This is a genomic window from Luteolibacter yonseiensis (assembly GCF_016595465.1).
GTDB classification, from domain to species: Bacteria; Verrucomicrobiota; Verrucomicrobiia; order Verrucomicrobiales; family Akkermansiaceae; genus Luteolibacter; species Luteolibacter yonseiensis.
Map to the genome: position 1 here is coordinate 265,837 of NZ_JAENIK010000013.1, position 24,636 is coordinate 290,472.

The window sequence follows — 24,636 nt, forward strand, 5'->3', positions numbered from 1 at the left end:
CGCGAGCCGCCGGGGTGTTCCCCGAATTGCGAACTTTCCTGGAAATCAACCACCGGCCTCCCGTTCGACAGTCCCCGACCGCCAGGACTCCGGGAGGGATCGGGTCCGGTTCCGATCCGCCTGAAATAGGTTGACGCAAAAAGCGGGGTCGCCGACGCTCCGCCGCCCGCCCCCGGCCCCGCATCATGTTTAACCCGAACATGTGCCGTCCGGACGGTGCGGAAGACCCAACCCATATTCACAACCCATACCCGTACCTCCAACCCATGCCCGTTTCAAAGACACAAGCGTCCGGTTTCCAACCCGCCGGAAAATCCCCCCACCCTGCCAGATGGAGTCATCTGGCCCTCCTCGCCACCGCATTTCTGACCGGAACGAATGCTTCCCATGCCTCGCTCATCGCGCGCGAGGGATTCGATCAAGCGGGCGGCTCGGCGCTGGCCGGCACCACGGGGCCCCAGGGCTTTGTTTCGGCCTACACGACCGCCGGCACGGGTCTTTCGGTGGAGGCGGGAGGCGCGGGCTACGGCGACCTCGCTGCCAGCGGCAACAAGCTGGCCTTCACGGCGGGAAACAACGGCAACTTCGGCATTCTGGCAAACTCGCCGGAGACGCCGGGCACCTCCGTTTACATGAGCTATCTCATCAAGGTGGACCCCACCGCGGAATATGCGGGCGTGTCCCTTTTCGATGGCAACACGGAGGTCCTGTTCACCGGCAAGCGCACGGGCACTCCGTATGTGCTGGGATTGGAGCCCAAGGTGGGAACCGGCCAAAACACGGCGGCCTACAGCACCCGGCTCTCGCTGGTCGTCTGCCGTATCGACTTCGCCGCGGATTCGGCGGTGGTCCGGATGTATGTGAACCCTCAAACCGGGGCGGAGCCGGCGACGGCGGATGCCACAGTCACACGGACCTCGGCGCTGGTCTATGACCGGGTGCGTTTCCAGTCGAACGCGACGGGTTTCGTGGACGAGTTCCGGATGGGTGACACTTTCGAGGACGTGGTGCCGATGACGTATGGGGGCAATCCATCTGAGGTCGTCGTGCTGGGTTCCTCGGTAGCGGCGGCGGTGGGAGCCTCCAACCAGAACGAGGGCTGGGCCTACCGGATGAAGTCCGTGTTGGAAAACCCTCCGCCGGTGGTAACGGACTCGCGGATCATCTGGAACGTCCACAATGCCTCGGTATCGGGCAACAACACGACCGCTGTGCTAAACCGATTGCAGAACGACGTGATCACCCCTCGCGCCGGAGGAGACGTGGTGCTGATCGCCCTTTCCATGGCGAACGAGGGGCTCGTGGGTTCCAGCAACCCGCAGCCGGTGTTCGACAGCTTCAAGAGCGGGGTGGAGGAATTGATCCGCAGGTGCAGGCTGGCGGGTTTTCATCCGGTGGTGTCGCTGTGCTATCCGCACAACTCCTACAATGCGGCCCAATATGCCCAGATCCGGAAAATGAACCTGCTTCTCAACACTTGGGACACTCCCTGCGTGAATTTCCTGGGATCCATCGATGACGGCAGCGGCCACTGGACCGCGGGCTTCTTCGCGGACGAGGGACACCCGAATTCGCAGGGTCACCTGGAAATGGCCTCCTCCGTGGTGCCCTCGCTTTTCGAGGCGATCGTGAACGGGAAAACAGCCACTCCGGACTGGACGGGAACGCCCGGCTACCTGCGCATCCTTCAGGACACTGGTGCCAAGGCTCCGCTGGCCTACACTCCGGCGCAGGACTACCGATCCTTCACCCTCGCCTTCCGCACCCGGTCGACGGGTGTCGGCACACTCGCCTGCGTGGCGACCGGAGCCGCCGGAGCGACGCTGGAGAGCCGTGCCGGATCGCTGGTGTATGTTTCCTCCACCGGAGCGGAAACGGTGATACCTGTGACGGTCAACGACGGGACCTGGCATGACGTCGCCCTGAGCCACCGGAAGACGACGAACACGACGCTGGTCTTCGTGGACGGCCAGTTGAAGGCCACGGTGAACGGAGCCATCGCCGCTCCATCGTTCGTCATCGGCGGACCGGGTGCCATCCCAGGCCGGGCGGAGGCTCCGGCGCAGGCTGACTACCAGGACGTGGCGATCTACCGCGCCGCCTGGACCGAGGACGAGGCCCTGGCACAGGCGAACGGCCGGTTGCAGCAGGCGAGCCTGGATGTGCTCTCGACCTTGGATGACGCGGCACCGGCGCAGGGGGCGACGCTCGCCAACAGGGCTCAGAGCTATTCCGCTCTGACACTGCAAACGCCGGGTTTCTCCACCCAGGTGTCCTCCACATCGCCGGACAACCTGTCCGCGACCTCATACCAGACAGGCCGGGCGAGCCTGATCTGGACGGATCATACGAACGGTGCTGCGGGCTATACCATCCAGCGCCGTAGGACGGATGTTTCGGAAGGCTGGCAGACGGTCGGTACGACAACGGGCAACAAGCCATCATTCGAGGACAGCGGACTGCTTGCGGCTTCTCCCTATGCCTACCGCGTGCTGATCACCGCCTCAGGGCTCCAGGAAGACGCCAGCAACGTGACCTTCGTCACGCCGGGTGGACAGAACTCGCTTTCCTACCAATCCTGGGTCAAGGGATACTACCCGCCCGCCGTGGTGGAGAACCCGGTCTACCAAATCGATTTCAACGCGTTCGGAACTCCGGACTATGGCGGACAAATCTGGAACACTGTGACGGGTTCCGGTGTCGCGGCACCGCTGGTATTGCGCGACGCGGCGAACAACCTGTCCACCTTCAAGGTGGCGATCAGCGACGGCTTCGACCAGACGCGGAATGACAACGGCTCGCCCTTGGCGGGTTACCCCGCCGCCGCCCAGACCAGCCAGGTCGCCTTGCGCGATGACAACCCGCTGACGGGAGCGGTCACCTTTTCCGGACTGGATCCGGCGGCGAAGTATGACTTCACCTTCTTCGCACGGCGCGGTTCGATCGTGGCCGGCTTCGATTACAACGGGAACTATACTTTCACCGGAGGTGGATCACCCGTCTCGGTGGTGGTGAACGCGAACATGAACACGATGCTCACCCCGGTGGCGGGCATCGCACCGGACGCCTCGGGAAACATCACGCTCACCGTCGCTCCGGTCGCGACGAGCGGCTCGAGGTTCCCCTGCCTCAACTTCATCAAGTTCCAGAAGAGCACGCCCGGAACACACCTGATCGATTTCAACACGAACGCCAACCCGGCCTATGGCGCGGTCCGCTGGAATACGGTGAACAGCACGTCCAGCACCGCTCCCTACACGCTGCGGGACATCTACAACACCACCTCCGGCGTGTCGCTGGCCCTCACGGACGGGTTCGACCAGTTCCGCACGGACCCGATCTCGCCCATTCCCGATCTGGCGGCCGCCGCACAGAACAGCCAGTTCTGCCTGCGCGATGACAATCCGCTGACGGCGGCAATGACCTTCACCGGTCTGGATCCCGCGAAAAGCTACGATTTCTCATTCTTTTCGAGACGTGGCTCGCTGGTGGGCGGATACGATTACACCGGGACATTCACCTTCACGGGAGCGGGAGCGCCGGTGGTGGTGGTGACGGACGCTGCGGTGAACACGACGCTGACCACCGTGCCGCCGGTAACGCCGGATGCGACGGGCAAGGTCACGCTGGGTCTCAGCGCGGGTCCTGGAGCCGGGATTGATTTCCCGGTTCTCAACCTGATCCGCCTCGCACCTACGGTGCCGCCGGTGGTTGATGCCCGCACCGACCCGTATGCGGATCCCGACGGCGACGGGCTCAGGAACTTCGAGGAATATGCGCGGGGCTTCAATCCCACGGTGGCCGACGGAACTCCATTCCGCCTCAATTCCTATCAACAGGACGCCACCGACGGCGGACGCTTCCTCATCATGCTCGACAGGAAGGCGACCGAAGCGAAGTGCGTGTTGGAAAGCTCGACAGACCTGACCATCTGGAGTCCGGATGCCACGGCAACGCGGGCGGCGGTCGGCACGAATGGCTCGGTGGGAACATTCCTGTATGAGGTTCCCCCATCCGGAACCCGGAAGTTCTACCGCTTCCGCCTGGACTTGGGCGGGCAGCCGTAAACAGGTCGCGGGGTGGATCAACTCCCCCCGCGCTTCCCGCAGGATTTCAAAATCAAATCATCGCACTCCATCGGGCGTCCTCTGTGAAGAGGACGCCTTTTTTGCCGCCAGTTTCGGGGGGCCTTCCGAAGGCGTCAGTTGAGTTTGCGGAGGCACCTCGTGCAAATCACCAGACACTGACGCGAATTGCACTCCGGGGGCCTGGGACATTCGCATCAAGGGTCGGGATTTCCGGCGTTTTTGTTCAGGCACACGGACTGCAAGGCCGCGCCAACAATCCAACCACACACATTGATGGACCCCCTTTCGACCCTGGCTATCATCGGCGGCGGCCCCTCGGCGCTGTTCACCCTGTTCCATATTCACGAGAATGTGAGAATATTACGATGGCGCTTTGATCGGATATTGGTGTTCGAGAAAGAGAAGAGCGCGGGTCCAGGCATGCCCTACAGCCGCGCCAACACATCGGAACTGAATCTTTCCAACATCAGTTCTGAAGAGCTGCCGAAGCTTCCTGAGACGTTTGCCGCATGGCTGGGCGCGCAGAGCGAGGCCCGGCTTGCGAGGTATGGCATCGGAGAAGCGGTGCGGGAGACGGAGATCTACCCAAGGGTCGCACTCGGGGACTACTTCCAAGCACAGTTTTCAAAACTCTCGGAGATGCTGGGAGAAAAGGGAATCATCGTCGGGTGCCACACCGATTCCGAGGTCCGCGACATCGTGCCACTCGAAGATGGAGGCTACGAGGTGGTGACCCAGGCCGGTCTTTCCGTCCGCGCCAAAACCGTGATAATCGCCACCGGCCATGCGTGGGACCGCGATGAGGACGCCATCAACCTCGCGTCGCCATGGCCCATCAAAAAACTTCTTCCGGCCGAGGGCGGCTTCCACGATTTCCCCATCGGGCTTCTGGGAGCTTCGCTGAGCGCCGTCGATGTCATCAACGTCCTCTCCCACCACCACGGCTCCTTCGAGGACGAAGATGGCATCCTCGTTTATACGCCATCTCCGGAGGCGGATCATTTCAAGCTCGTCATGCACAGTGCGGACGGCCTCCTTTCGCATCTCCAGTTCGAACAGGACGAACCGAAGCGCGAACTGTACCGCCATTGTGACGAAGAGGGGATTCAAAAACTCCTGGACGACGGAGGACACCTGCGGGTTTCCGATTATTTCGACAGGATCTGCCGTCCAGCGCTCATCGAAGCGCTACAGAACGACGGCTTGGAATCGGAGGCGGAGAGCCTCGCCAACCCCTCCTTTTCCTTCGAGGATTTCGCTGAGATAATGAAGGAGAAGCATCTGAGCCCGGACCCGTTCGAGCTGATGAAAACCGAGTTCGAGCAAGAGCGGAAAAAAGAGAGACGACGGAAACCCACCCATTGGAAGGAAGTCCTCGACGATCTGATGTACACCCTCAACTTCCGCGCCCGCCTGCTTCCTGCGGAAGATCACGTGCGGCTGAAGTCGCGGATACTCCCCTTCGTCATGAACGTGATGGCCGCCCTCCCTCTCAAGAGCGCGAAGATTCTCATGGCGGTTCACAAAGCCGGAAGACTGGAACTGGTTCCGGGAAAGGCAGAAACGGAATACTCGAAGAATGACGGCATGGTCAGGGTGAAAGTGGGCTGCGGTGAGGGAAAGGATACATACGAATATCGTATGTTCGTCGACTGTTCCGGCCAGTCTCCGGTGGGCATGAAATCGTTCCCGTTCCGATCCTTGGTCTTGGCCGGACTTGTCTCTCCTGCAGTGGCGGATGTGCTGTCTCTCGAAGGTGCCCGGGAGGCGGACTCCGATAAAATCCATAAGATCCCAGGGGGGCGGACGATCATGGAATTGGGAGGTTTGGCTGTGACTGACGGGTATCAGCTCATTTCCGAAAACGGAACTCCCGCGGAAGGACTGTATGACATCGCCGTTCCCCATATCGCCGGATTGCGTCCCTATTGTTACGGCCTGCAGGCATGCGATGAGGCTGCGGGTCTGCTGATCGAAAACATGATGAGAGCATCATCCGTGCTGACAAGCTGAGGAATCCCGAGGACCTTGCCTCGAACAGATGAAAGGCCCGACGGAAAGGTTCAACCCGCCATGGTGATGGCGGCAACCAGGGTTACGGCGGTCACGGTGAATCCCAGGATCGCCATCAGTCCATCTTGTGCGACGAGAGCGATTCCGAAGATTCCGATGGCGGCCCCCACGCCGGTACCGCTGAACGGCACGAATTCGGTCAACGGCGTGGCCAGCGCCAGGATACAGCAAGCCACCGCGACCGCCACCGTCCCACGATTCCCCACAAACGCTCCAAGTCTCTCGGTCACCATCTTGTCGACGAACTTCGACAGCTTCCGCATCCATTTGTTCGACGCCGCCTTTGTAATGGTTCCGCTCTTTGTCGAACGGTCCAGCAACCATCGCGGAAGCCAGAACCGCCGCCGCCCGCAGATCAGTTGTCCGGCCACCAGCAGGACGTAGATGCCGATCAATGTCGAAACTCCCGGGATGTCCGCGACGCCGGGTACCGTCAGGACAACCCCTGCGAACAGGATCAAGGGACCGAACGACCGCCGCCCGACGGCGTCCATCAGCTTCTCCACCGACACGGTGCTCTCGTCCCGGGCGGACTCTTCAAAGCGATCTAGCATTTCTTCAAGACTTTTGGGAGGAGATTGATCGGGCATCGGAAATTCTAACGGCTGATTGTGGCGGACGGTAGCGCAGATGTGCTGCATCTCAAGTTCCCTGGAGATCGGACTCCCGTCGAAAAGCCGGACTGCGGGAGATAGAAAAATCTCCCGCTCTCTCCGCGGGATGACCGGACGGGTCCCCTTCTCACCTCCTCTGATACTGGTTATCACATGGAATGGAAACTCCCATGTGGTTTCAATCCACGCCACCCGTGAAGGTGGCCAGTATGTGACACAACGAGGCGTCCTCCTTGCAAACTCTGGTCAACGCCCAGATTGATTCCACGGAAGATGAAGCTCATCTGGCGATATGGCTTCAAGAATTTCGAAAACCACCGGCTGCGTATCATTGCCCAGTGTGAATGAAACACGAACCACTCACTTGATTCACAGTCTGACCCATACCTTGAAAAATCGCCTCACTCCGAATTTCGGCATAGACCCTGTCTCCCCCTGAAAGGTGAAGGCCGTCCGACTCTTTCGAATCGGACGGCCTTCATTGGTTGCGGGAGTAGGATTTGAACCTACGACCTTCAGGTTTCAATCTGTTACAACGAAGCCACCTGTGAAAATCATGGATAATGTGCGCTTGCATACGCTAACAGACTGCTTACGCTTTCGCTTACATGGCGACCGTTTTCCAAATGCCCGGCAGACCCTTCTGGTTTTATCAGATCACGGGGGCCGACGGAACTCGGCAGCCCCGTATCTCGACCAAAACCACTAACAAAACCAAAGCCAAAAAGATGGCTGCGGATGCCGAAGCCAAGGAACGCGAGAGGGCGCTTAAAGGAAACACAAAGGGAAAGTTTTTCGCTCGAATTGTTGAGAATGCAGCTCGCCTCGCTGAAGATGGAAAATTATCAGCAGATAAAGCTGAAGAAATGATCCGGGAACTTCGACAGCTCGCCAATCCCGAATTTAAGGAAACACGCCTTGCGGAATACTGGCGCGACTGGATCGCTCATCGGGCGAGACATTTGTCTCCCTCGACCATTGCGAACTCGAGAGATGCGTTCAAAAAATGGGCCGCCGTGGCCCCCGCCATGATGCAACTCCCTGTTACCGCTGTGGAAATCAAGCACGTTAGGGATGGAGTTGCAGCGATGCAAACAGGTGACAGCGCGATCGCAACTTCCACAGCATCAAACTATGTCGCCGAACTGCGGGAACTCCTCGATAACGCTATTGAGGAACGTCTCATGAATCACAATCCAGCACGATCAAAATCCATACGGCGCACCAGAAAGTTCACCGCTACAAAGAACAAAGAAAAAGTCGGTCCTTTCACACCGGACGAAGTCCGAAATCTTCTTGAGTTTGCATCAGATGAATGGAAGGGCATGATCCTTTTCGGCTATTTCTCAGGCTTGCGCATGATGGACATCGCCCGCCTGAACGAGATCAATCTTGACGGCGAAGACTTGGTCCAAACATCCGGGAAAACGGAAACGCAGACTAGGACGCCGTTGCATATGCAGCTCCGCGGCTGGCTCCAGGGTCGAAAAGGAGACTTTTTTCCCAATATCCGTGTGATGGCGAATAGCAATGTTTCCACCGCATTTTCCAATCTAATGAAGAAGGCGGGCGTCCCAAGAGAAGCGACGCTTCCGGGAGGAGACAGGGTGAAAAGGTCTTTCCACAGCCTCCGCCACACATTCACAAGCGTCCTAGCAAACGCTGGAATCCCTGCGGAGGTAAGGATGAAACTCACCGGGCAGAAGGATTCCGATGTCCATTCCAGCTACACTCACCACGACCACGCAACTCTGAAAAACGCAGTAATTCAAATCCCATCAGTATGACCCACACCGAAGCGCGTGAATTTCTTAGGAGGGCAGACCAGATATCCGATCGTCTCGAAAAGACGAGAGATCTGAGGGTATTGGCAACAATTATTTCGGAGTCAATAGTCGGAGAGGTCGCGACTGAGTGGATTCGATTTCGGCCTACGGAGAAGACATCTGATCAAGACAGCCTGCCTTCATGGGCAAGGCCATCGGAGGGTGAGTATGTCAGTATGAAAGTCCGAAGAGAGCTGTCGGGCCCCCTAATCCTGGAGGACTACATTTCAGAATTGATCGCTACTCACGTGTCACCTGTCCGACCTGCAACGGGAGCCAAACGTTTAGACCACCCTAGTTTCGCTTTCTTCGTTGGGGGAATTTCGTGCCTTCAATACGAAACGCACGATTCGGAAATATTGATCAAATGCATCTCGGTATCCCGCGAACAAGCCGCAACACTGGCAGCGGCGGCTGTGGCAGCAGTCTCCCCCGAGACACTGCGCAACCTTGCCGAAGGCATTGAGTTCGCCTCTAATGAAAACAATCACAACAAGTTATCTCGGCATATCGCTTTCGCCTTGCAGGCACGCAGGAACCTTGCCGATCGCGGGGTCGAAACGCCCACGAAGTCTGACATCCGGCAAGAAACAAGCCAGCTTTTGAAGGCGATACGACTTGAACCATACGACGCAGCAGATAGTTCGAAATGGAGACTCGTTTTCAATTCCTCCGGCATGCATGACCTCCCGCAAGGTCGTCCGGGCCGGGGGAAAGCCCTTCACGGTGCATGAATCGATGAGATGGCCCTAAATTTTCCGTGTTCCTGGCTACCTCAAACACCGTTGAATCTCCCCACATCACTAGCAATCGTTGGAGAGCCATATCCAACGCATGGCCAAACAACCTATCAAACCGCGCTGGGCCACCTACGCCAGCGCCACACAATACACAGGTCTTTCCTCCCGACTCTTGGAAAAATTGGTTAAGGAAAAACTAATCGCAAGCTCATTGGTGCGTCGTCCCGGCTGTGCCCGTGGCATCCGCTTGATCGATCTGGATTCGGTAGACCGCTTCATTGAACGTGGGATCGACGACACTTGCGATGTAAACTTCCTCAACAACAAATCGTCCCGGAAAGGAGGAAGAAAGTGACAACATCCCAGGAAAATCCGGAATTTTCTGCTCGTCGTGCGAATTGGCACCCACCGCTACACCCTGGTCCCTGTGAGTGTGATGAGGAGATCGACCGTTGGTGGGATGACGAAAAGCAGGAGCCATGTCACGATGGACATCGGCAGAAACGGGACCTCCCGGCACTCTCGACTACCGCGCAACACGACATCACCAAAGAAATGTTGCGGTCTTCCGAAGCACTCTTTTCAAATCTACTTCTTCGATGCCTCGTCTATGATTCAGATTTTTTCAACGCCGCCTCCCAATTCTTGAACCTGGATGCCAAAATTCCGACGACGACACACAATGATTTTTCGAACCCCGTTGATGGCTTCATCTACGCTGCAATGTCAGAGTTCTCACGAGCCTCGATCAGCAAAATACCCTTGCCCAGCAACCCAGTCCAATGGATTGAGGCCATAAAACCGCATCTGAATTCGTTTTTATCGAAAAATCCCGAATTTCCGAGATTTTTCGAGCAACAAGCTGTCGAGCTCATAGCCAGCCTAGTCCCCCCCGCACACGGAGATTTGAGCCGTGCTTACGATGGGCTCATAGACTACATCCGGGACGTCCGTTTGAAGCAAGCAGCAGCGTTGTTCTCAACGATGGACCCTGCAAATAAATTCACCTGTATCGCTGCTGTTTCGGCCTCAGTCAAAATTCCATCCGCCATCGAGAGATGGCACTGCCTGACAAGCCTTGGGGATCCCGAACCTCTGGATACGCTAATAGCAGGGACACTTTATGTGAAAACGGCTGCCATGCTCTTCGGCCCCCCAGGAAGCGGCAAAACCTTTGTCGCTCTGGATATTGCCGCGGCAGTTGCTTCCGGGCAGTCATGGAACAGCCTCCCAACAAAAAAGGCCGGTGTGCTCTACTACTGCCTCGAAGGCGGAGGAGGAGTGAGAAATCGCGTCAGAGCACTTCTTCGGCAAGGAGTATTGAAGCTTTCCGATCCTTTCGCCTTCTGCACTGATTCCCTTGACCTACGTTCCCCGGAGACTTGTTCAAAGATTTGTGACGACACTGTCCTCAATAGCGGGGAATTCAAGCTCCCTGTCGAACTCATCGTCATCGACACGCTGGCGGCAGCGACGGCAGGCGGAAATGAATGCACGTCCGAAGACATGGGAAAAGCACTCGCTACGATCGCCGATGTGGTCAAGGTCACGGGGGCAACGGTTCTGCTCCTCCATCATCCTGGCAAAGACCGGAATAAAGGGCCAAGAGGCTGGTCGGGCATCGTCGGAAATCTTGACACCATCTTTGAGGTTGAAAGGAAAGAAACTATCCGCACCTTTAAGATCAAAAAGCAGAAAGATGGTGAGGACGGAAAGGAAATGGGGTTCGAGCTAACTCCTGTCGAGTGGATGGTTCCGGGCGGGCGAGTTACCTCCTGCATAACCACATGGCTGTCCCAGGAAGAGGAAACCAAGCGTACCGCGCGAGATCATGCAGCGCATTTCGAAACTCTATTCCGGGAAAGACAAAACGCCAAGATCTGCACCCGTGAAATCGCAAAAATCCTCGGATGGACATGTACGGGATCCACCCGGACAAACCAAGTCGGAGCGCTAATGTCGATTCTGACGAATATGGGATGGGTCTCACCAGCGGAAGCTGGTCCTCACGGCAGCCGCCAGTGGGTAATTACTGACAAAGGCCGGGGCCATCTTGCCTCAGCATTTACTAAAACCGCTGTTTAATTGGACTAATTAGTTCATGGCAGTTTCACCCCTATAGGTGAAACTGCCTGAAACTGGAATAGTGGTTACGTTAGAATCTAACTTTAAGTAGTTTTCAGATTCCACAGGCAAGAATCCGGTAAAAAAACTGACGTCCGGTTTGGAGGTGGGGGTCGACAGTGTCGACCCACTCACCAACGTAGGTTCTTCAGCTTCGAAATCTGTAGGGACAGAAACTGAATCACTCCCTGCAGACCCGGTGCATAATTTGATCTTAGAGATGACCAAAAATGCTTGCCCGGCACGATTTGAAAACTTCACCTGCCCCGGCAGGATCAATGCATCAGCTGGTTCAGATAACTCGTGTACCTTGGCTAGCTAAAATTCCGATTTTTTGAGGACCATTTCAAGACGTCCGCAGCATGCATCATAGTTCATGCCCGTAGGAAACCGTTTCGTCGAAAATCCCCTCTGCCCCATGCGAAGACCGGCCGAAAACATCAATAGCCTGGAAAATGACACATCCGACTCCAGATTTTTTTCAGGTCTTTCACAGTATTCAAGTGTTCTGGGGGTTGCCCCGGACAACACCCTCGCCCTAGCAGCATGCGTCCTCACTGGTGTCGCGGCTCCGATGGCTTCCCTTCGGCTTCCTTGGGGCATCGTTGAGATTCCCAAGCTGAACCTCATCGTACCCAAGTCCCAAGGACTGCTTCCGCAGTTGAAGTCCCACATGCTGAGCCCCGCCCAGCGCATCAACCGGCAGATCTTGGAAACGATGGCCGGAATCAATCCAGCCCATCTCCAGCAGTTGAGGCACGCGTCGTTCGCCGGTGATCCTTCCAAAGCAAACCCTCATGGCAATGCGGAAAGCGTGGCACTGAGGGATTTGAAAAGCGGGCTGGCCTTTGATACCAGCACGGGTCACATCGCCTCTGCGGAACACGACCTCCGTCCCGATCCATTCCAGCGCCGTGTTGAAGGAATCACCCGTCCGGCCATCCTGCTAGAGTCGCCAGCACCAGCGGATATAGCCAAACTCCTTTCCGGCTGTCATCTGTCCCACGCACTGGGAGCCGACATTTCCCTCGATCCACTAATCACATCTTCAAAACGGAGGAAGGACCTCGCGGGGCTTCTTCGTATGCTCGACGGCACCGAGATTGCCATGAGCTCTCCCAAGTTCCCCATCAGCATCGAGCACAACCGTGTGGCAGGGCTTAGAGCGATTTTCGCTGCAAACCCCGATCAGCTCCGGAAACTGCTGCCGGATATCCTACCATTGTTGGAGCGGTCTGTCCTGCTGGCAAACACGATCCCTCAGTTTCACGCACACGAAGGTGCCAACTACTTCGCCGACCTTTTCGCCCGCGTCACCAGCCGTGTGGCCATCCAACGGCGCAATGGGATTCCGCTGGTCGCGGAATTCACCGCACCGGAGAGCGCTTTCAGGTTTCAGGAACAGAATATCCGCTTCATCGCCACGTGCGATGCCGAACCGAATCATGTCGGCTCTTCCATCCGTGGCCTTCCCCTGTCCTTGGCATGGGCGTTCCTGACACTCAGGGACCACATGCACTGCGGAGCCGTGATGGATGACGAACAGATCATCTCAACCGTGTTCGACGCCGCACACAACCTGCTCCGCCGACATGGAGACCAGATGCATGAACTGCTGGAGGCGGCGCGGTGCGAGGAAATCAGGAACCGTATGCGCGCCATCGTCCGCAAGGTGGAGGAAAAGCGTCTGGTCAGCTTCAGCCACTTGGTCCGCAGCTTCGATCTACAGAAGACCTCTCTCTACCGCCCTCTGGTGGACGTCCTCGTGGAGGCGGAGGTGATCAATCGCCAATCCGACGGCAGGCTCGCCATGGGAACACGTCGTTTCGAGGAAATGGCCCCCACCCTGCCAATGAAATGCTTTGAGCACTGAACGCAATGAACAGTTCCAAACCGAAAACGGACTACTTGTTCGCCTGCTGCCGGAATGTCGCTCATGAAACCGGTGTCCCCGCGCAGTTGATTTTTGCACACGCCCTTCTCTTCGCCACTGCCTTGCTGGGGGACAAGGCCTGCTACCGCAGGATGATTCCGCAAGCACCCCAGATCATCGCCTCACCCGTCACCGTCATTACATTGGATCAACAATGCCCCACATGGCTCTTATCGGTCTTCTCGCGGACCATCGGGCACCAGCAGTCGATGACAAAAAGGGCGCAGGACTCCTTCAACCTCCTTCCCCGCCCTCGTGACATCAAACGAGCGAAAAATCTCATCCGAATGTATGCTCCAATACGAGAGCTGCTGCCAAACGACCTGGAGTTCGCGGCTGACACCGGGGTCATTCGCTCCACGCCAGAGATCTATGTCTGCCTCGGCCGCTCCCGCGAAGAAGCGGTAACGACAGCATCTTCAGAGAGAGCGTTCAGTCCTCGTTTGTTGGCTCTTTCCGTCGGTGTCGATAGCTACAAGAACATCATCACCGGGCCTTCCAGATGGAGATCGCCTGAACGAACCGCCGTTGAAACCTTGGCAAGTTCCCGCACAACTAGACAGGGGTGGGGGCAGTTGTTACCGATGAGAAAGTTGCTGCGTAAAGTCGGCTTCGCCGGTCTGCCTCCACTCGGCTGGCTGCTCGAATATCCCGAGGAAACCGCAGCGCCGGATTTCTCGGAGAATGTGCCGCAGCCTTACCTTAGATTCTTCGATCAGCTTTTCTCACTCCGGCTGGGACCACCGGTGACGTTTCTACCTGACCCTGCCGTTATCGAAATGCTCGATGCCGCTGTTGCGGCTCAAGGCCAACGAACGGGACCTTCAGGCGTCCCATCCGAGGTAGTTAACCCGGAACCAATGCTACCTTGGCAGATTGCCACCGTGTTCTGGAGCATCGAGCGGTGTCATGATAACCCCAATCCCGAAAACAAACTTTTGCTGGCCGACCGGGCGTGCCAAATTGCTCGTTTGATCCATGAGCTACACATCAGCACACTTGGCGGGATATTCCCAATGGTCACCGACGGAGAAGCTGACCCAATCTCCGCCCTCATCCTCGACAAACTTGCAGTAGCCCCACTGCAACCTCGCGAACTGGCTCGAAAGTTTCACCGTGTGACCGCCCAAGAACTCAAATGGCGGCTGGAATTCCTGGCCGAAAACGGAAAGATCGAGCGAAACGGAGAAGGCAAATGGTCCATGAGAGACTTTTCCCGTCTCAACTTTTCACGATTTGGTGAGATTTGTGTCAGCAAAAAGGGTCGAGAAGCATGATCGGCCCCCCCCTAAAATTTCCTCACTGCACCGTGCACGTGACTTCACCTGCTATATAGGAGGAGTGAAGACAACAAATTGGATTCCAATCCACAAAGATTGGGAATTCCGCCATCGGTGGCGGAATTCCCTCCCAGTGTCCGTCAGTAACTCGAGCCCGGCCATTCGCTGACCCGCTTCCACCAGCGGTTCAGCCAGCTGATGTAGGCATGGGGATCCTTCTGACGTGCCAGCACCGCCTTGGTGGCAAGAGCCCGATGGTCAGGCCACAAGTGCAAGCGGTCTACAATCCCGGCATCCGCTGCAGCACGTTCGGCATCTTGGAGCGCGCTGATGGCGTAGTCCGACCACTCCCCTGTAAAAGGAGTCATATCAATAGGTTTCCCCATCCTTTCAGCGGCGAGGCGTATGCGGTCCACATTGCCCCTCCGAAGATTGATGGGTTCCATGAACACAGTGCAGGGGTTGGCGGCCTTGACTGCTTGGAACACCTCCAACATCCCATCGTAACCGCACTCCGGGAAAACCGGAGCGACCGCGACGAACGTGTTAATGCCCTCGGCATGGGCGTCCAGCAACAGCTTCAAACGTTGCCTCGGTGCGGGCGATCTTCCCTCGTAGATCCGACTCAGGGTGGGATCAAGGGTGGGCAGGCTTGTGCCGAGCAGCAGACGGTTACCGAAGGATTTGAACAGATCGAAATCACTCCGGGCCAGCGGACTGCGGGTCAATATCCTCACGTTCAACGTCGAGTGATCCCGGATGGCAGTGAGAGCATTCCTGATGAGACTGCGCGCATGCTCGTTAAAAAGACGACGCTCGCCCTGGCTTCCGGGGAACACCTGATATGGATCAGTCGTGCTGGAGAAGATGACGGCACGGTTTCCATCGGCATTCAATGTCGCGGGATCTGTGCCTTCGGCCTTCATTACGCTCGCGATGAACTTCCTTTCATCCCACGGACGGAGCAGCGCGTATTGTCCCCACTCTGCGATCGGGTCGTCGACTCCGAAAGGCGCCAATGTGCTTTTCTGCTTGCCAGTGCTGGTGTCCGGAACGGAGCAAAAGCGGCAACCGTGCGAACATCCCATGAACATATTCACCGCCCAAGAGCTCAAGCTCTTGTTGATGAAATAATTTTGCTCCACCGTCACAGGATGATCATGAAGGGCGACGATCATGAGTCGCTCCTTTCTGCTGCCTCATCTTCCTTTTTCTCATCTGCCAGAATGGCGACGAAAAATCGATCGAGCTGCATCTTCATCAACCTCAGCTGGTTAGCCTCCTCTTCTTTCAATCGTTCCCCGGAAGTTTGAAAAACTCGAAGCTTCCTTTGAAGCCCCGTCAGAGATGCCATCAAGTCCGCTGTCTTTGTGATCGATCCCGACTTTGGCTTAGGGGCCTTTTCAGTGGGACTTAGTTCCTGAAGACGGTCGGCGTCATGAACGCGTGCGACCTCCTCCAACATGAGCCTCGGATCCTCATATTTTTCGGCCAGTTCCATGAATCGCTGGCTGGTCCGCTCGCTCATAATCCCAGTTTCAATGAGTTTTCTTTTCCTCCACTGTCCGAATTTTCCGTGGCCGAGTTGACGCTTCCGCTTGTTCAACAAGGTCCCGGCCAGCCAACGTTGCAACTGAGCCTGGAGACTCGATTTGCTGAGCGAAAACTCATAGTCAGCGATTCTGCCGGCGATATTCTTGAACCTCTTGATCAGTTGCACCTCAGAAAGGTCTTCCAGTTTGGCGACCTCCATTTGGACGTTTTCAATGTCAGCTTGAATGCTTGATAGAGGCGAAATCTGCGCTGTGGCGTTTCCGCTAGGTGCCGTCAATTCCGCCTCTGTCGTTTCTTTAGGTAATGTGTTCATTTTGAACGAATGGTCTAATTCAGGGCCCTTAATGGGCATGGTACAGCTCTCTTGGAGCGTTGGACTGAAAACCGGATCCACTTACGCGAGTGGCTAATAGGAGGAGGCAGATGAGACTTTTATCGGGTCTCAGATCCACACCGGCCTACGGCAAGCCTGAATGTACTCGGAAATAACCTCCCAGGAACAGGCGGCTGGCCTGTGATACGACCAAACACCGAACCTCGGAATATCGCCGGAGTTCTGATTTCATGCTGCCAGCTTCCGACATTGTTTCGACGGTCGCTTATCCAGTTTTCTACAAAAACAGACGAACTGTAGACATTCGCCGGGACATCAGGGACCCGGGCCTGAACCATTTGCAGCGGAATGGAACACCGTCGAAATTTGAGGCGCATTCGCTTGCCCCCGCAATTATTCAAGACGGAGCGGGACCGTCCGGGCCGAAGATTGACACGGTAGCACGCCGGGTCAAATGAGATTTCACGGATGACCGGTTCGCGATGCTGGCAACCGCATACAGGGGACCTCGACCCCATGCCGGATGAAAGTGACCGCCAATGAGTCGCCGGGTTTTCTCAGGATTAAAAATCCGCGAGGACCCTCCACGTCTGCTAGGACAAGCCAACCCAGTTCATGAGGACGGCGGAAACGTCCGTGCTAGCCACTTCTCCGGAAATCCTCTGGAGTGAATCTTTGACCTAGCCGCCTTTCTTTTGGTGGGATTCCTTCAATCCTTCTCATCCTTCATCAAGGCACCTGAGCCACCATCGGGGTCGCTTTCAATGGCGAACGGTCTTCGGGGGTATTGATCGTGGAGGGCAGATTGGATCAACCCGGCAAACTCTTTATCGAGAGAGAAGGTGACGCTTGGCCGGGGGGGGCGGTCAATGAAGCTCATCCGTGAGCATCTGGCGGGTTTGGGCCAAAAGGAATTCCCTGCTCGGTCCCTATGGGGGGCGAACGTTTGACTCCTAGGCCACTCAAGATGGAGAAGTCAGTTCAGCGTGATGCGCCGTTCCGAGCCCCAATCCGTTAGGTCGTTGGAGCTCGTTCCACCCCGGGAAGTATGTTCTTAACTCTTCGCGAGTTGCAAATCTAGCCAGAGCAGAGGATGGAAAGAAGTCCATTGTCCACGGAGGATGCCTCAACCGATACTGCAGCACACGACGAGGCGGCTGACCTCATCATCGATTGTATTCAGTGACACGAAGTCTGGCTGGAAGATAATAAAGATGCGGCTATGTTCGCAGGCGTCTCAATCCATCCGATTTGAAACCATGCCCTTCTTTAAAGACCACAACCTGATCACTCCAGGTCTTTTCAAGATCTTCACGGCGGTCATTCCGGTGTTGTTCTTGTGCAACTGCATACTTCCGGTGGCGGCTCCCCTGCCCAAGGGCGTGAGGCTACAGAGAGACGTGACCTACACTCCCCCTTCCTGGCCATCACCTTTGACGGCGGACATCTTCCATCGTCCGGGCTCTCCTCCGGCTCCCGCCGTCCTGTTGGTCCACGGCGGCAGTTGGAAGGCTGGCGGAGCCCGCTGGCCGATGAATGGGATTGCCCGGAAACTGGCGGCTCGGGGGTATGTGGTGGTGAATGTCAGTTACCGCGGCGCGCCATCCGACCACTATTCGGCGCCTGTGCACGATCTGCGGGAGGCCATCCGCTGGATGCGGAGGCATGCGGATGAATATGGAATCGATCCTCGCCACATCGCCACCTACGGCTTCTCCGCAGGTGGACACCTTGCCGCACAGGTGGCGCTGAGGGATCACAATCCGGAAAACGTGGAGGCGATCGTCGCCGCAAGCGCGCCATTTGATCTCACAATCGATCCGAACATGGCCGCCGTGCCGGAGTTCCTTGGTACAACGGAGGTGAAAAACCTGCAGCTGTTCCGGGAAGCGTCCCCGGTGAACCATGTGAATCGATCGAGCCCGCCGATTTTCATTTACCAAGGAACCTCCGACGATTTGGTGAAACCGGAACACGCGATCCGCATGCGGGCGGCTTACCGCAGGGCTGGCATGGATCCGCAAATCCACTGGATGCCGGGACGTTCACATGTGGATGGATTCCTCCTGCCCGGAAAGAAGGTCGATCAAGCGATCGACTTTCTGGATGGCATCATGAAACAATGAGAACGCTGAAGGATTATCATAACCTTGAAAACCGTTCGGCCAACCGTAACCATCCGTTCTGACACTGCTGGTCCTGGAGGAGATCCGGTTCAGAAACCCTGCTGCAAGAAAATCTTCCTTCTCCCCGTCCATGAACAGGTGACTTTTCGTTCTATCCGCTTCCTGTTTCCTGCCGCAATCGCCGCTGCCTTGGCATCCACCCACGTTGCGGGAGCCAGAGTGGTCGATGTCTCCGACATCAACGGTCTGATCAAGGCCTGCCAAGAGGCTCAACGGGGCGATGAGATCATCATTGCCCCCGGCACTTACACCCTCACCGAACGGACTAGGATTTCCATTGTCAAACGTCCGGGGCCGGTGACAGTGCGGGGTGGCTTGGGAAAGGCTGCGGAAACGGTCATCGAAGGACAAGGACAGGACGATGAATCGGTGAACACCCTCTTCGACGTCACGGACTCGCCCGGATGGACATTCCAGGACTTCACGACGCGGGATACGTTTTACCACGGTTTCAAATTCAACGGTGGCTCGTCCGGGTGCTCCCTGCGGAACGTTACGATGAGGAACCACGGAGAAGCAGGGGTCAAGGGGACGAGCGATCCTGATTCCCCCGCCCATCCCGACCATCTCGTCATCGAAAACTGTGACATTGGCTTCACCCGCTCCGAAGGCGGCACCCGCGGTGTGGTGGAGGGCGTGGACGGCGTGGCAGTGAAGGGTTGGATCATCCGTGGGTGCCGGTTTGTCAACATCCAGAAGAATGGCGGTCCGGCCTACGCGGTGTTCACGAAGGGAAACTCTATGGAGACGGTCATCGAGAACAACCGCTTTGAAAACTGCTTCATTGGTGCGTCGTTCGGCGGCGGAGGTACAGGAGCAGCCTACTTTCGCGACGGAGATTCCGCCATCGAGCACCGGGGAGGCGCGATTCGAAAAAATGTCTTCATCGGCTGCACCGATGCCGCGATCTACATCAACAAAGGAGCGGACTGCGACATCGAGGGCAACTCCATGCTGGACTGTGTTTCCCATATTCAAGTCCGCTTTCCGCAAAGCAGCGCGCGCATCGCAGGCAATCGGGTGCGTTCAAACAGCCAGGAACCGCTGATACGTACCCGCGACGGAGCGGTCATCCTCAGCGACGAGCTCAACGTGCGCGAGTGAAAAGAATGCGGTTGGGACGACCGGATTTCCCTTTCCCTGATCAGCTCAACGAGAGGTCACAACGACCTCTCTATCGCCTCGTCCGGTCATTCTGCGGCGGTTTCTCCATTCAAGCGTCGCCGCCGGTCCTCATGGGGGGTGAATGCGAAATAGGAGTTCAATGGTGTCCACGATGTCAGACAACCATCGGAACAAGGAGACGGAAGGGAATGCAATTTGCCCAATTACCCAAGTGCCTGATTGCATTCCGCCATACGGAATTTCCCCAATTCCTTGATCTACCGCCACCCGGCGCGTGGAACGGCAAATGCAGTTACTTCGTGCGTTTTCATCACGCAACTCCAACCCCACCAGCCATCATGCCGCGCAACATTTGGAAAGGTGCCATCGCCTTCGGGCTGGTCAACATCCCGGTATCGCTCACCAGTGCGGAATCGAAGCCGGACATTCAGTTCCACATGGTCGACAGCAAGAACCACGCCCGCATCCGATATGAGAGGGTGAATGCCGATACCGGAGAGGAAGTCCCGTGGGACCGGCTGGTGAAAGGCTATGAACATGAGGACGGGCAGTTCATCCTCCTCTCCGATGAGGACCTGGAATCGGTACAGCCGTCACTTACCAAGAGCATCGAGATCACCGAGTTCGTCTCGCTGGAAGACATCGACCCCCTGCTCTTTGACAAGCCCTACTATCTGGAACCGGAGAAACGCGGTCGGAAGGCGTATGCCCTGCTGAGGGAGGCCCTGCGGAAAACCGGCAAGGCCGGCATCTCCCGCGTCGTGATCCGAACCCGTGAGTATCTTTCCGCGATGTTCGCGAGGGATGACGCGCTCATCCTCATGCTCCTCCGCTTCCCTCAGGAGATCCGTGAGACCTCCAAACTTGAACTCCCGTCTTCCTCCGACAGCGCGTTGAAACCGACCGCGAAGGAGATGGGACTTGCAACAAAGCTGATCGACGAGATGACCGGCAAGTGGGATCCCGATGAATATCATGACGAATACCGCGGAGCGTTGATGGATTTCATCGAGAAGAAGATCTCCGGCGGAGAAACGGTGGACGACGTGAAACAGCCTGATGACGACGAAACCGACGATTCCAAAGGCAAGGTGCTCGATCTGGCGGACTATCTCGAACGCAGCTTCAAAAAAGGGTCGTCCTCGCGGACCGCATCCGCCTCGCAAACCAAAAAGGCAGTTAAGAAAGCCGCCAGGAAACATGTCAGCAAAAAAGCCCCAGCGAAAAAGAGCCGCCGTTCCGCTTGAGAAATATCGGCAGAAGCGGAATTTCGTGAAAACACCGAAGCCCGAGGCGAAGGCAACAAAGGGTAGCGGAAACACCTTCGTGGTGCAGGAGCATCACGCGCGCTCCCATCACTTCGACTTCCGCCTGGAAAATGGACGGTGTTCTGGTGAGCTGGGCCGTAATGAAAGGCATCGCAGACCACAATACTGAGCGGTTCGTTGTCACGGCTTCCAAAGCCAAGAAAAAAGGCCGGATCTTTATCGACTGGATGCGCAACTGCAAGGCGGCCAGCTGTGTCGCGCCATGGAGCTTGCCGGCGAAGCCGGATGCTAGCGTTTCCATGCCTGTGAACTGGGGAGAGCTGCGGGACGTCACTGGCGACGGTTCCACCCTCCGGGAACCCTCCTCTCCAAAGGATTGGTCGGACCTGAAACCGCAGACCATCCCGAAGACCGTTCTCCGGAAACTTGGATTGTGTTAAGCCCGGCCGACGTTCCCACCCCAATTCTCCACCCATTCTGCTGACGGTATTCAAACCCTGATGATCGGGCCTTATGCCGCAGGTGCTCACATCCTTGATTTCTCCGAACCAGTCCTCCGTGCCTCGCCGCAACATCACCAAACATCCTTGGCACTTCAATGGAGAGAGGTTCGAGCCGGCTGATAAGTTGTTCGATAACCATCTGCGACAATCGCCCGTACGCGCCGATTCTCAGCCCTGATGATGTCAGTCTTTCCTGACCAGCGCTCCGAGAATGATTCCGACTCCTAGGCAAATCATCACATTATAAAGCGGTTTGGGGCCCACACGATTCCCGATGACGTTATCAAGCCTGCCGCACCAATGAGCGGGATCGGTGAGGGGTTTCGATCTCCATGAGACGTGATCTTTTCTGGACACCGCACCGAAGGGTCCGGAGGACACCTGCCCCACCGAAAGCGGCAGTTCCTGAAAGGAGTGGAGCACTTGCTGGTTGCCGGACCGAGTTTCCACGCCCGCACCTGCCTGCCGGGCTCCGCCATCAACTGTGTTTGGTTCTTCAGACATTTCCCTTCCTTCGCACGGAGCATGCCATCCGGTGGCGGAGGCGAATCCGAACTTTGGTCTGAATCTTTGTCATATCATTTCATGGCGGCGGTATCGATACTGCAACAGATTCATGCGGGACGCCTGACGGGGAACGGCGACGACCTACTTGTGGAGATCGCTGAAGAAGGGCTCCCGCCGACTCACCCGAACAGCACTTTCGATGGTTAGCCTCAAACAAGTCCTTATTCACTCACAATACTAGGGTGGGCTCCCGGTTCCGTACTCTGGCTTTCGGGACGGTTTGTAAATAGCCAAGGGCGCATTTCCTGGAACCGATGAAACTATTTCTTAATTCTCGATAACCGAAGCGGCCTCAACAAGGGACGGACCTCGGGCACCTGGCCGTTCACCTTGAAATGTGCGAAAGCATCCCTGATCCAGTCGACGACCACCGCCCTCAGAGTTTTTGGCAAGCATCAAATTAACATCACTTGCCAAATTTTCTCCGGACGGCGATTTAAGAGAAACTCCCGGCCTTTCCGTGTTGTCTTTGGCATCCATTCTCAGACGACCTTGCGCGGGAATACGGGCTGTTTTCGCAAAACCCTCAAACCCATGTTCTACATCACTTCCTTTGCTGGTCTATTTCACAAGTGTTCTGCTGATCAGAGGATGGATCTTCGCAATGCTTCATCGGGATGGCATCACCGATTTCTTCGAATGGGAGAATGACCTTAAGTTCGCCGGGCGAGCGGCCTTATTCGCCGGTTTGCTCGGCCCTGTCGGAATCCTGTTATTCTGGCTCGCGACCGACCACGCTAAACACGGGTGGATCCTCCGGCCCGATTGAATCTGAAAAGGAGTTATACGAGGTGACGCCTCACTGGGAAGCTCCCCTTTCAGATTGCAAAATCGTCTGCAATCTGGCCTTTTGCACTGCCGCCTTTTCCCATGATCCCGTCAGACGCCGTTGAATGGGCCTGGCATCAGCATTGCTAAACAGACGGCATGTCAAACACCAATCAATGCACTGACGTTTGTAACAGTCTTCTGCGTGGAGAAATGTCCGCTGTGGAAACCTACACCCAGGCCATCGAAAAATTCGACAGTGATCCCTATCACGCCGCTCTGATCGAGATTCGCGGCGAGCACGAGCACAGTGCTTCCGTGCTGCGCCAGCACCTGATCGAGATGGGTGCGGAGCCTTCGGACTCCTCAGGGGTATGGGGTTCCTTCGCGGAGGCTGTCGAGGGCACGGCAAAATTGCTCGGCGAATCGGCGGCACTTACGGCCCTGGAGCAGGGCGAGGAGCATGGGATCAACGAATATGAAAATGCGCTGGAAGACGGGGAAGTGATGGACGAGATCAAGGCCGAAATCCGGCGCACCCTTCTTCCCCGTCTCACGGGTCACGTGAGCATCCTGCGCACCCTGAAAAACCGCTGAGCACGTACTTCCGTCGGGAACCAACGAAACCCCGGGTGCTCGACAGCTCTGGAAAGTCGGCATCTGGCAGGAAGCCTCCGTGTCCGCCGCAAAAGCACACAAAGGGCAGGCAATGCCAAGGTGAGGAAAGCAGCCCTCAAGGGCACGCCCGCCCGATGACGGATGGGCGTTCTGGCGCCTTCATCCCGCCACGGCGATGGCGGCAACCAGTGTGGCGATGGTGACGGCGAACCCGAGAATCACCATCAGCCCATCCTGCGCCACCATGGCGATTCCGAAGATACAGATGGAAACTCCCACACCGGTTCCGCTGAAGGGTACTACCTCTGTCAGTGGGGTGGCGAACGCAAGGACGCAACATGAGACCGCCACCGCCCGAGTTCCCCGGTTCCCCACGAGAACGGCCAGTCTTTCCGTGACGATCTTGTCGACGAGCTTGGACAGCTTCCGCGTCCATTTGTTGGACGCTGCTTTTTTTACCGTCCCGCTCTTGGCCGAACGGTCCAGCAACCATCGCGGCAGCCAGAAATTATCCCGCCCGCATATCAGCTGTCCGGCGACCAGCAGGACATATATTCCGATCAATGTGGATACTCCCGGGATGTCCCCCACCCCGGGCGCGGATAAAACAATCCCGGCAAATAGAATCAATGGTCCGAATGATCGCCGACCCACGGCATCCATCAGTTTTTCCACGGACACCCTTTCTTCATCCCTCGCGCACTCTTCGAAGCGGTCCAACATTTCTTCAAGGCTTTTGGGAGGCGATTGGCGGGGCATTGTGGCTAGAGGCAGATGGTGATATGGGAGATCAATTACGGACCGTAGCTTAAAATGAGATCGTCTCAAGTCCCGGACGCAATGTCGCACGAATCGGGCATGGCATCCGCGATCAAGATGGGATTGTGCATCCCTTTCATGCGTAATGCATTGGCGAAGAAGTGATGTTGTTAGATGCACCCCGGCATAGGACCGACAACTTTCCCTTTTGGAACTTCGGATTGAGCCGACTCCAATGATCATGAATACCGATGGTTCGCCATTTGCTGGATGCTG

General features: G+C 56.7%; 17 protein-coding genes and 1 pseudogene. 14 read left to right on the top strand and 4 right to left on the bottom strand.

The annotated features are described in order from the left end of the window. Positions 1 to 266: 266 nt before the first annotated feature. On the top strand, positions 267 to 4,067 hold the full coding sequence (locus JIN84_RS21505; RefSeq protein ID WP_200353164.1) for a GDSL-type esterase/lipase family protein: 3,801 nt from the start codon (positions 267 to 269) through the stop codon (positions 4,065 to 4,067). 294 nt (positions 4,068 to 4,361) lie between these two features. Then, positions 4,362 to 6,101: an FAD/NAD(P)-binding protein gene (locus tag JIN84_RS21510; RefSeq protein WP_200353165.1), complete on the top strand. Its 1,740-nt coding sequence runs from the start codon at positions 4,362 to 4,364 to the stop codon at positions 6,099 to 6,101. 50 nt (positions 6,102 to 6,151) lie between these two features. On the opposite strand, the gene JIN84_RS21515 is transcribed toward JIN84_RS21510, so the two are convergent. After that, the gene (locus tag JIN84_RS21515) at positions 6,152 to 6,715 is read right to left on the bottom strand and encodes an exopolysaccharide biosynthesis protein (protein ID WP_200353166.1); all 564 of its coding nucleotides are present in this window, start codon (positions 6,713 to 6,715) and stop codon (positions 6,152 to 6,154) included. A 668-nt stretch (positions 6,716 to 7,383) separates the two neighbouring features. On the opposite strand from JIN84_RS21515, the gene JIN84_RS21520 reads away from it, so the two are divergent. From JIN84_RS21520 to JIN84_RS21545, 6 genes are all read left to right on the top strand, one after another. Then, positions 7,384 to 8,562: a tyrosine-type recombinase/integrase gene (locus JIN84_RS21520; RefSeq protein WP_200353167.1), complete on the top strand. Its 1,179-nt coding sequence runs from the start codon at positions 7,384 to 7,386 to the stop codon at positions 8,560 to 8,562. Beyond that, a complete protein-coding gene (locus JIN84_RS21525; protein ID WP_200353168.1) occupies positions 8,559 to 9,335 on the top strand; it encodes a hypothetical protein in 777 nt (258 codons plus the stop codon). Before JIN84_RS21520 ends, JIN84_RS21525 begins: the two co-directional genes overlap by 4 nt. Before the next feature lie 100 nt (positions 9,336 to 9,435). Further along, complete coding sequence (locus tag JIN84_RS21530) at positions 9,436 to 9,696, top strand: hypothetical protein (protein WP_200353169.1); 261 nt, start codon at positions 9,436 to 9,438, stop codon at positions 9,694 to 9,696. A gap of 200 nt (positions 9,697 to 9,896) precedes the next feature. Beyond that, the gene (locus JIN84_RS21535) at positions 9,897 to 11,426 is read left to right on the top strand and encodes an AAA family ATPase (RefSeq protein ID WP_200353170.1); all 1,530 of its coding nucleotides are present in this window, start codon (positions 9,897 to 9,899) and stop codon (positions 11,424 to 11,426) included. Positions 11,427 to 12,039: 613 nt separating this feature from the next. Continuing rightward, positions 12,040 to 13,338 carry a hypothetical protein gene (locus tag JIN84_RS21540; protein WP_200353171.1) on the top strand — a complete coding sequence of 433 codons (1,299 nt, stop codon included), beginning with the start codon at positions 12,040 to 12,042 and terminating at the stop codon, positions 13,336 to 13,338. Between the two features lie 5 nt (positions 13,339 to 13,343). After that, complete coding sequence (locus JIN84_RS21545) at positions 13,344 to 14,675, top strand: hypothetical protein (protein WP_200353172.1); 1,332 nt, start codon at positions 13,344 to 13,346, stop codon at positions 14,673 to 14,675. Between the two features lie 143 nt (positions 14,676 to 14,818). Here JIN84_RS21545 and JIN84_RS21550 read toward each other — a convergent pair whose 3' ends face one another. Both JIN84_RS21550 and JIN84_RS21555 read right to left on the bottom strand, forming a co-directional pair. Beyond that, on the bottom strand, positions 14,819 to 15,856 hold the full coding sequence (locus JIN84_RS21550; RefSeq protein ID WP_200353173.1) for a radical SAM family protein: 1,038 nt from the start codon (positions 15,854 to 15,856) through the stop codon (positions 14,819 to 14,821). Then, entirely contained in the window at positions 15,853 to 16,545 is a 693-nt protein-coding gene (locus JIN84_RS21555) for a hypothetical protein (protein ID WP_200353174.1), read from the bottom strand. The genes JIN84_RS21550 and JIN84_RS21555 overlap by 4 nt, the downstream gene beginning before the upstream one ends. 1,280 nt (positions 16,546 to 17,825) lie before the next feature. Between JIN84_RS21555 and JIN84_RS21560 the strand changes: the two genes are divergently transcribed. The 6 genes and pseudogenes from JIN84_RS21560 (at position 17,826) to JIN84_RS21580 (ending at position 23,580) form a co-directional block, all read left to right on the top strand. Further along, positions 17,826 to 18,692, top strand: coding sequence for an alpha/beta hydrolase (locus JIN84_RS21560; protein ID WP_200353175.1), 867 nt, complete (start codon positions 17,826 to 17,828; stop codon positions 18,690 to 18,692). 138 nt (positions 18,693 to 18,830) lie between these two features. Next, entirely contained in the window at positions 18,831 to 19,856 is a 1,026-nt protein-coding gene (locus JIN84_RS21565) for a right-handed parallel beta-helix repeat-containing protein (protein ID WP_234043644.1), read from the top strand. Between the two features lie 359 nt (positions 19,857 to 20,215). Beyond that, positions 20,216 to 21,124 (top strand): non-homologous end joining protein Ku, encoded by a 909-nt coding sequence (gene ku / locus JIN84_RS21570; RefSeq protein ID WP_200353177.1) that lies wholly within the window; start codon positions 20,216 to 20,218, stop codon positions 21,122 to 21,124. After that, positions 21,120 to 21,303: pseudogene (locus JIN84_RS23510) on the top strand (DNA polymerase ligase N-terminal domain-containing protein); the annotation flags it as partial. The gene ku and the pseudogene JIN84_RS23510, both read left to right, overlap by 5 nt. Then, complete coding sequence (gene ligD / locus JIN84_RS23590) at positions 21,286 to 21,585, top strand: non-homologous end-joining DNA ligase LigD (protein WP_425563419.1); 300 nt, start codon at positions 21,286 to 21,288, stop codon at positions 21,583 to 21,585. The pseudogene JIN84_RS23510 and the gene ligD, both read left to right, overlap by 18 nt. 1,557 nt (positions 21,586 to 23,142) lie before the next feature. Next, positions 23,143 to 23,580 carry a DUF2383 domain-containing protein gene (locus tag JIN84_RS21580; protein WP_267908296.1) on the top strand — a complete coding sequence of 146 codons (438 nt, stop codon included), beginning with the start codon at positions 23,143 to 23,145 and terminating at the stop codon, positions 23,578 to 23,580. A gap of 180 nt (positions 23,581 to 23,760) precedes the next feature. On the opposite strand, the gene JIN84_RS21585 is transcribed toward JIN84_RS21580, so the two are convergent. Beyond that, positions 23,761 to 24,603: an exopolysaccharide biosynthesis protein gene (locus tag JIN84_RS21585; RefSeq protein ID WP_325099627.1), complete on the bottom strand. Its 843-nt coding sequence runs from the start codon at positions 24,601 to 24,603 to the stop codon at positions 23,761 to 23,763. Positions 24,604 to 24,636: the final 33 nt, after the last annotated feature.

What these genes read in the sequence shown, in the direction of transcription:
- JIN84_RS21505 (WP_200353164.1), top strand. Translation starts at nt 267, where the DNA reads ATGCCCGTTTCAAAGACACAAGCGTCCGGTTTCCAACCCGCCGGAAAA.
- JIN84_RS21510 (WP_200353165.1), top strand. Translation starts at nt 4,362, where the DNA reads ATGGACCCCCTTTCGACCCTGGCTATCATCGGCGGCGGCCCCTCGGCG.
- JIN84_RS21515 (WP_200353166.1), bottom strand. Translation starts at nt 6,715, where the DNA reads ATGCTAGATCGCTTTGAAGAGTCCGCCCGGGACGAGAGCACCGTGTCG.
- JIN84_RS21520 (WP_200353167.1), top strand. Translation starts at nt 7,384, where the DNA reads ATGGCGACCGTTTTCCAAATGCCCGGCAGACCCTTCTGGTTTTATCAG.
- JIN84_RS21525 (WP_200353168.1), top strand. Translation starts at nt 8,559, where the DNA reads ATGACCCACACCGAAGCGCGTGAATTTCTTAGGAGGGCAGACCAGATA.
- JIN84_RS21530 (WP_200353169.1), top strand. Translation starts at nt 9,436, where the DNA reads ATGGCCAAACAACCTATCAAACCGCGCTGGGCCACCTACGCCAGCGCC.
- JIN84_RS21535 (WP_200353170.1), top strand. Translation starts at nt 9,897, where the DNA reads ATGTTGCGGTCTTCCGAAGCACTCTTTTCAAATCTACTTCTTCGATGC.
- JIN84_RS21540 (WP_200353171.1), top strand. Translation starts at nt 12,040, where the DNA reads ATGGCTTCCCTTCGGCTTCCTTGGGGCATCGTTGAGATTCCCAAGCTG.
- JIN84_RS21545 (WP_200353172.1), top strand. Translation starts at nt 13,344, where the DNA reads ATGAACAGTTCCAAACCGAAAACGGACTACTTGTTCGCCTGCTGCCGG.
- JIN84_RS21550 (WP_200353173.1), bottom strand. Translation starts at nt 15,856, where the DNA reads ATGATCGTCGCCCTTCATGATCATCCTGTGACGGTGGAGCAAAATTAT.
- JIN84_RS21555 (WP_200353174.1), bottom strand. Translation starts at nt 16,545, where the DNA reads ATGAACACATTACCTAAAGAAACGACAGAGGCGGAATTGACGGCACCT.
- JIN84_RS21560 (WP_200353175.1), top strand. Translation starts at nt 17,826, where the DNA reads ATGCCCTTCTTTAAAGACCACAACCTGATCACTCCAGGTCTTTTCAAG.
- ku (WP_200353177.1), top strand. Translation starts at nt 20,216, where the DNA reads ATGCCGCGCAACATTTGGAAAGGTGCCATCGCCTTCGGGCTGGTCAAC.
- ligD (WP_425563419.1), top strand. Translation starts at nt 21,286, where the DNA reads ATGAAAGGCATCGCAGACCACAATACTGAGCGGTTCGTTGTCACGGCT.
- JIN84_RS21580 (WP_267908296.1), top strand. Translation starts at nt 23,143, where the DNA reads ATGTCAAACACCAATCAATGCACTGACGTTTGTAACAGTCTTCTGCGT.
- JIN84_RS21585 (WP_325099627.1), bottom strand. Translation starts at nt 24,603, where the DNA reads ATGATCATTGGAGTCGGCTCAATCCGAAGTTCCAAAAGGGAAAGTTGT.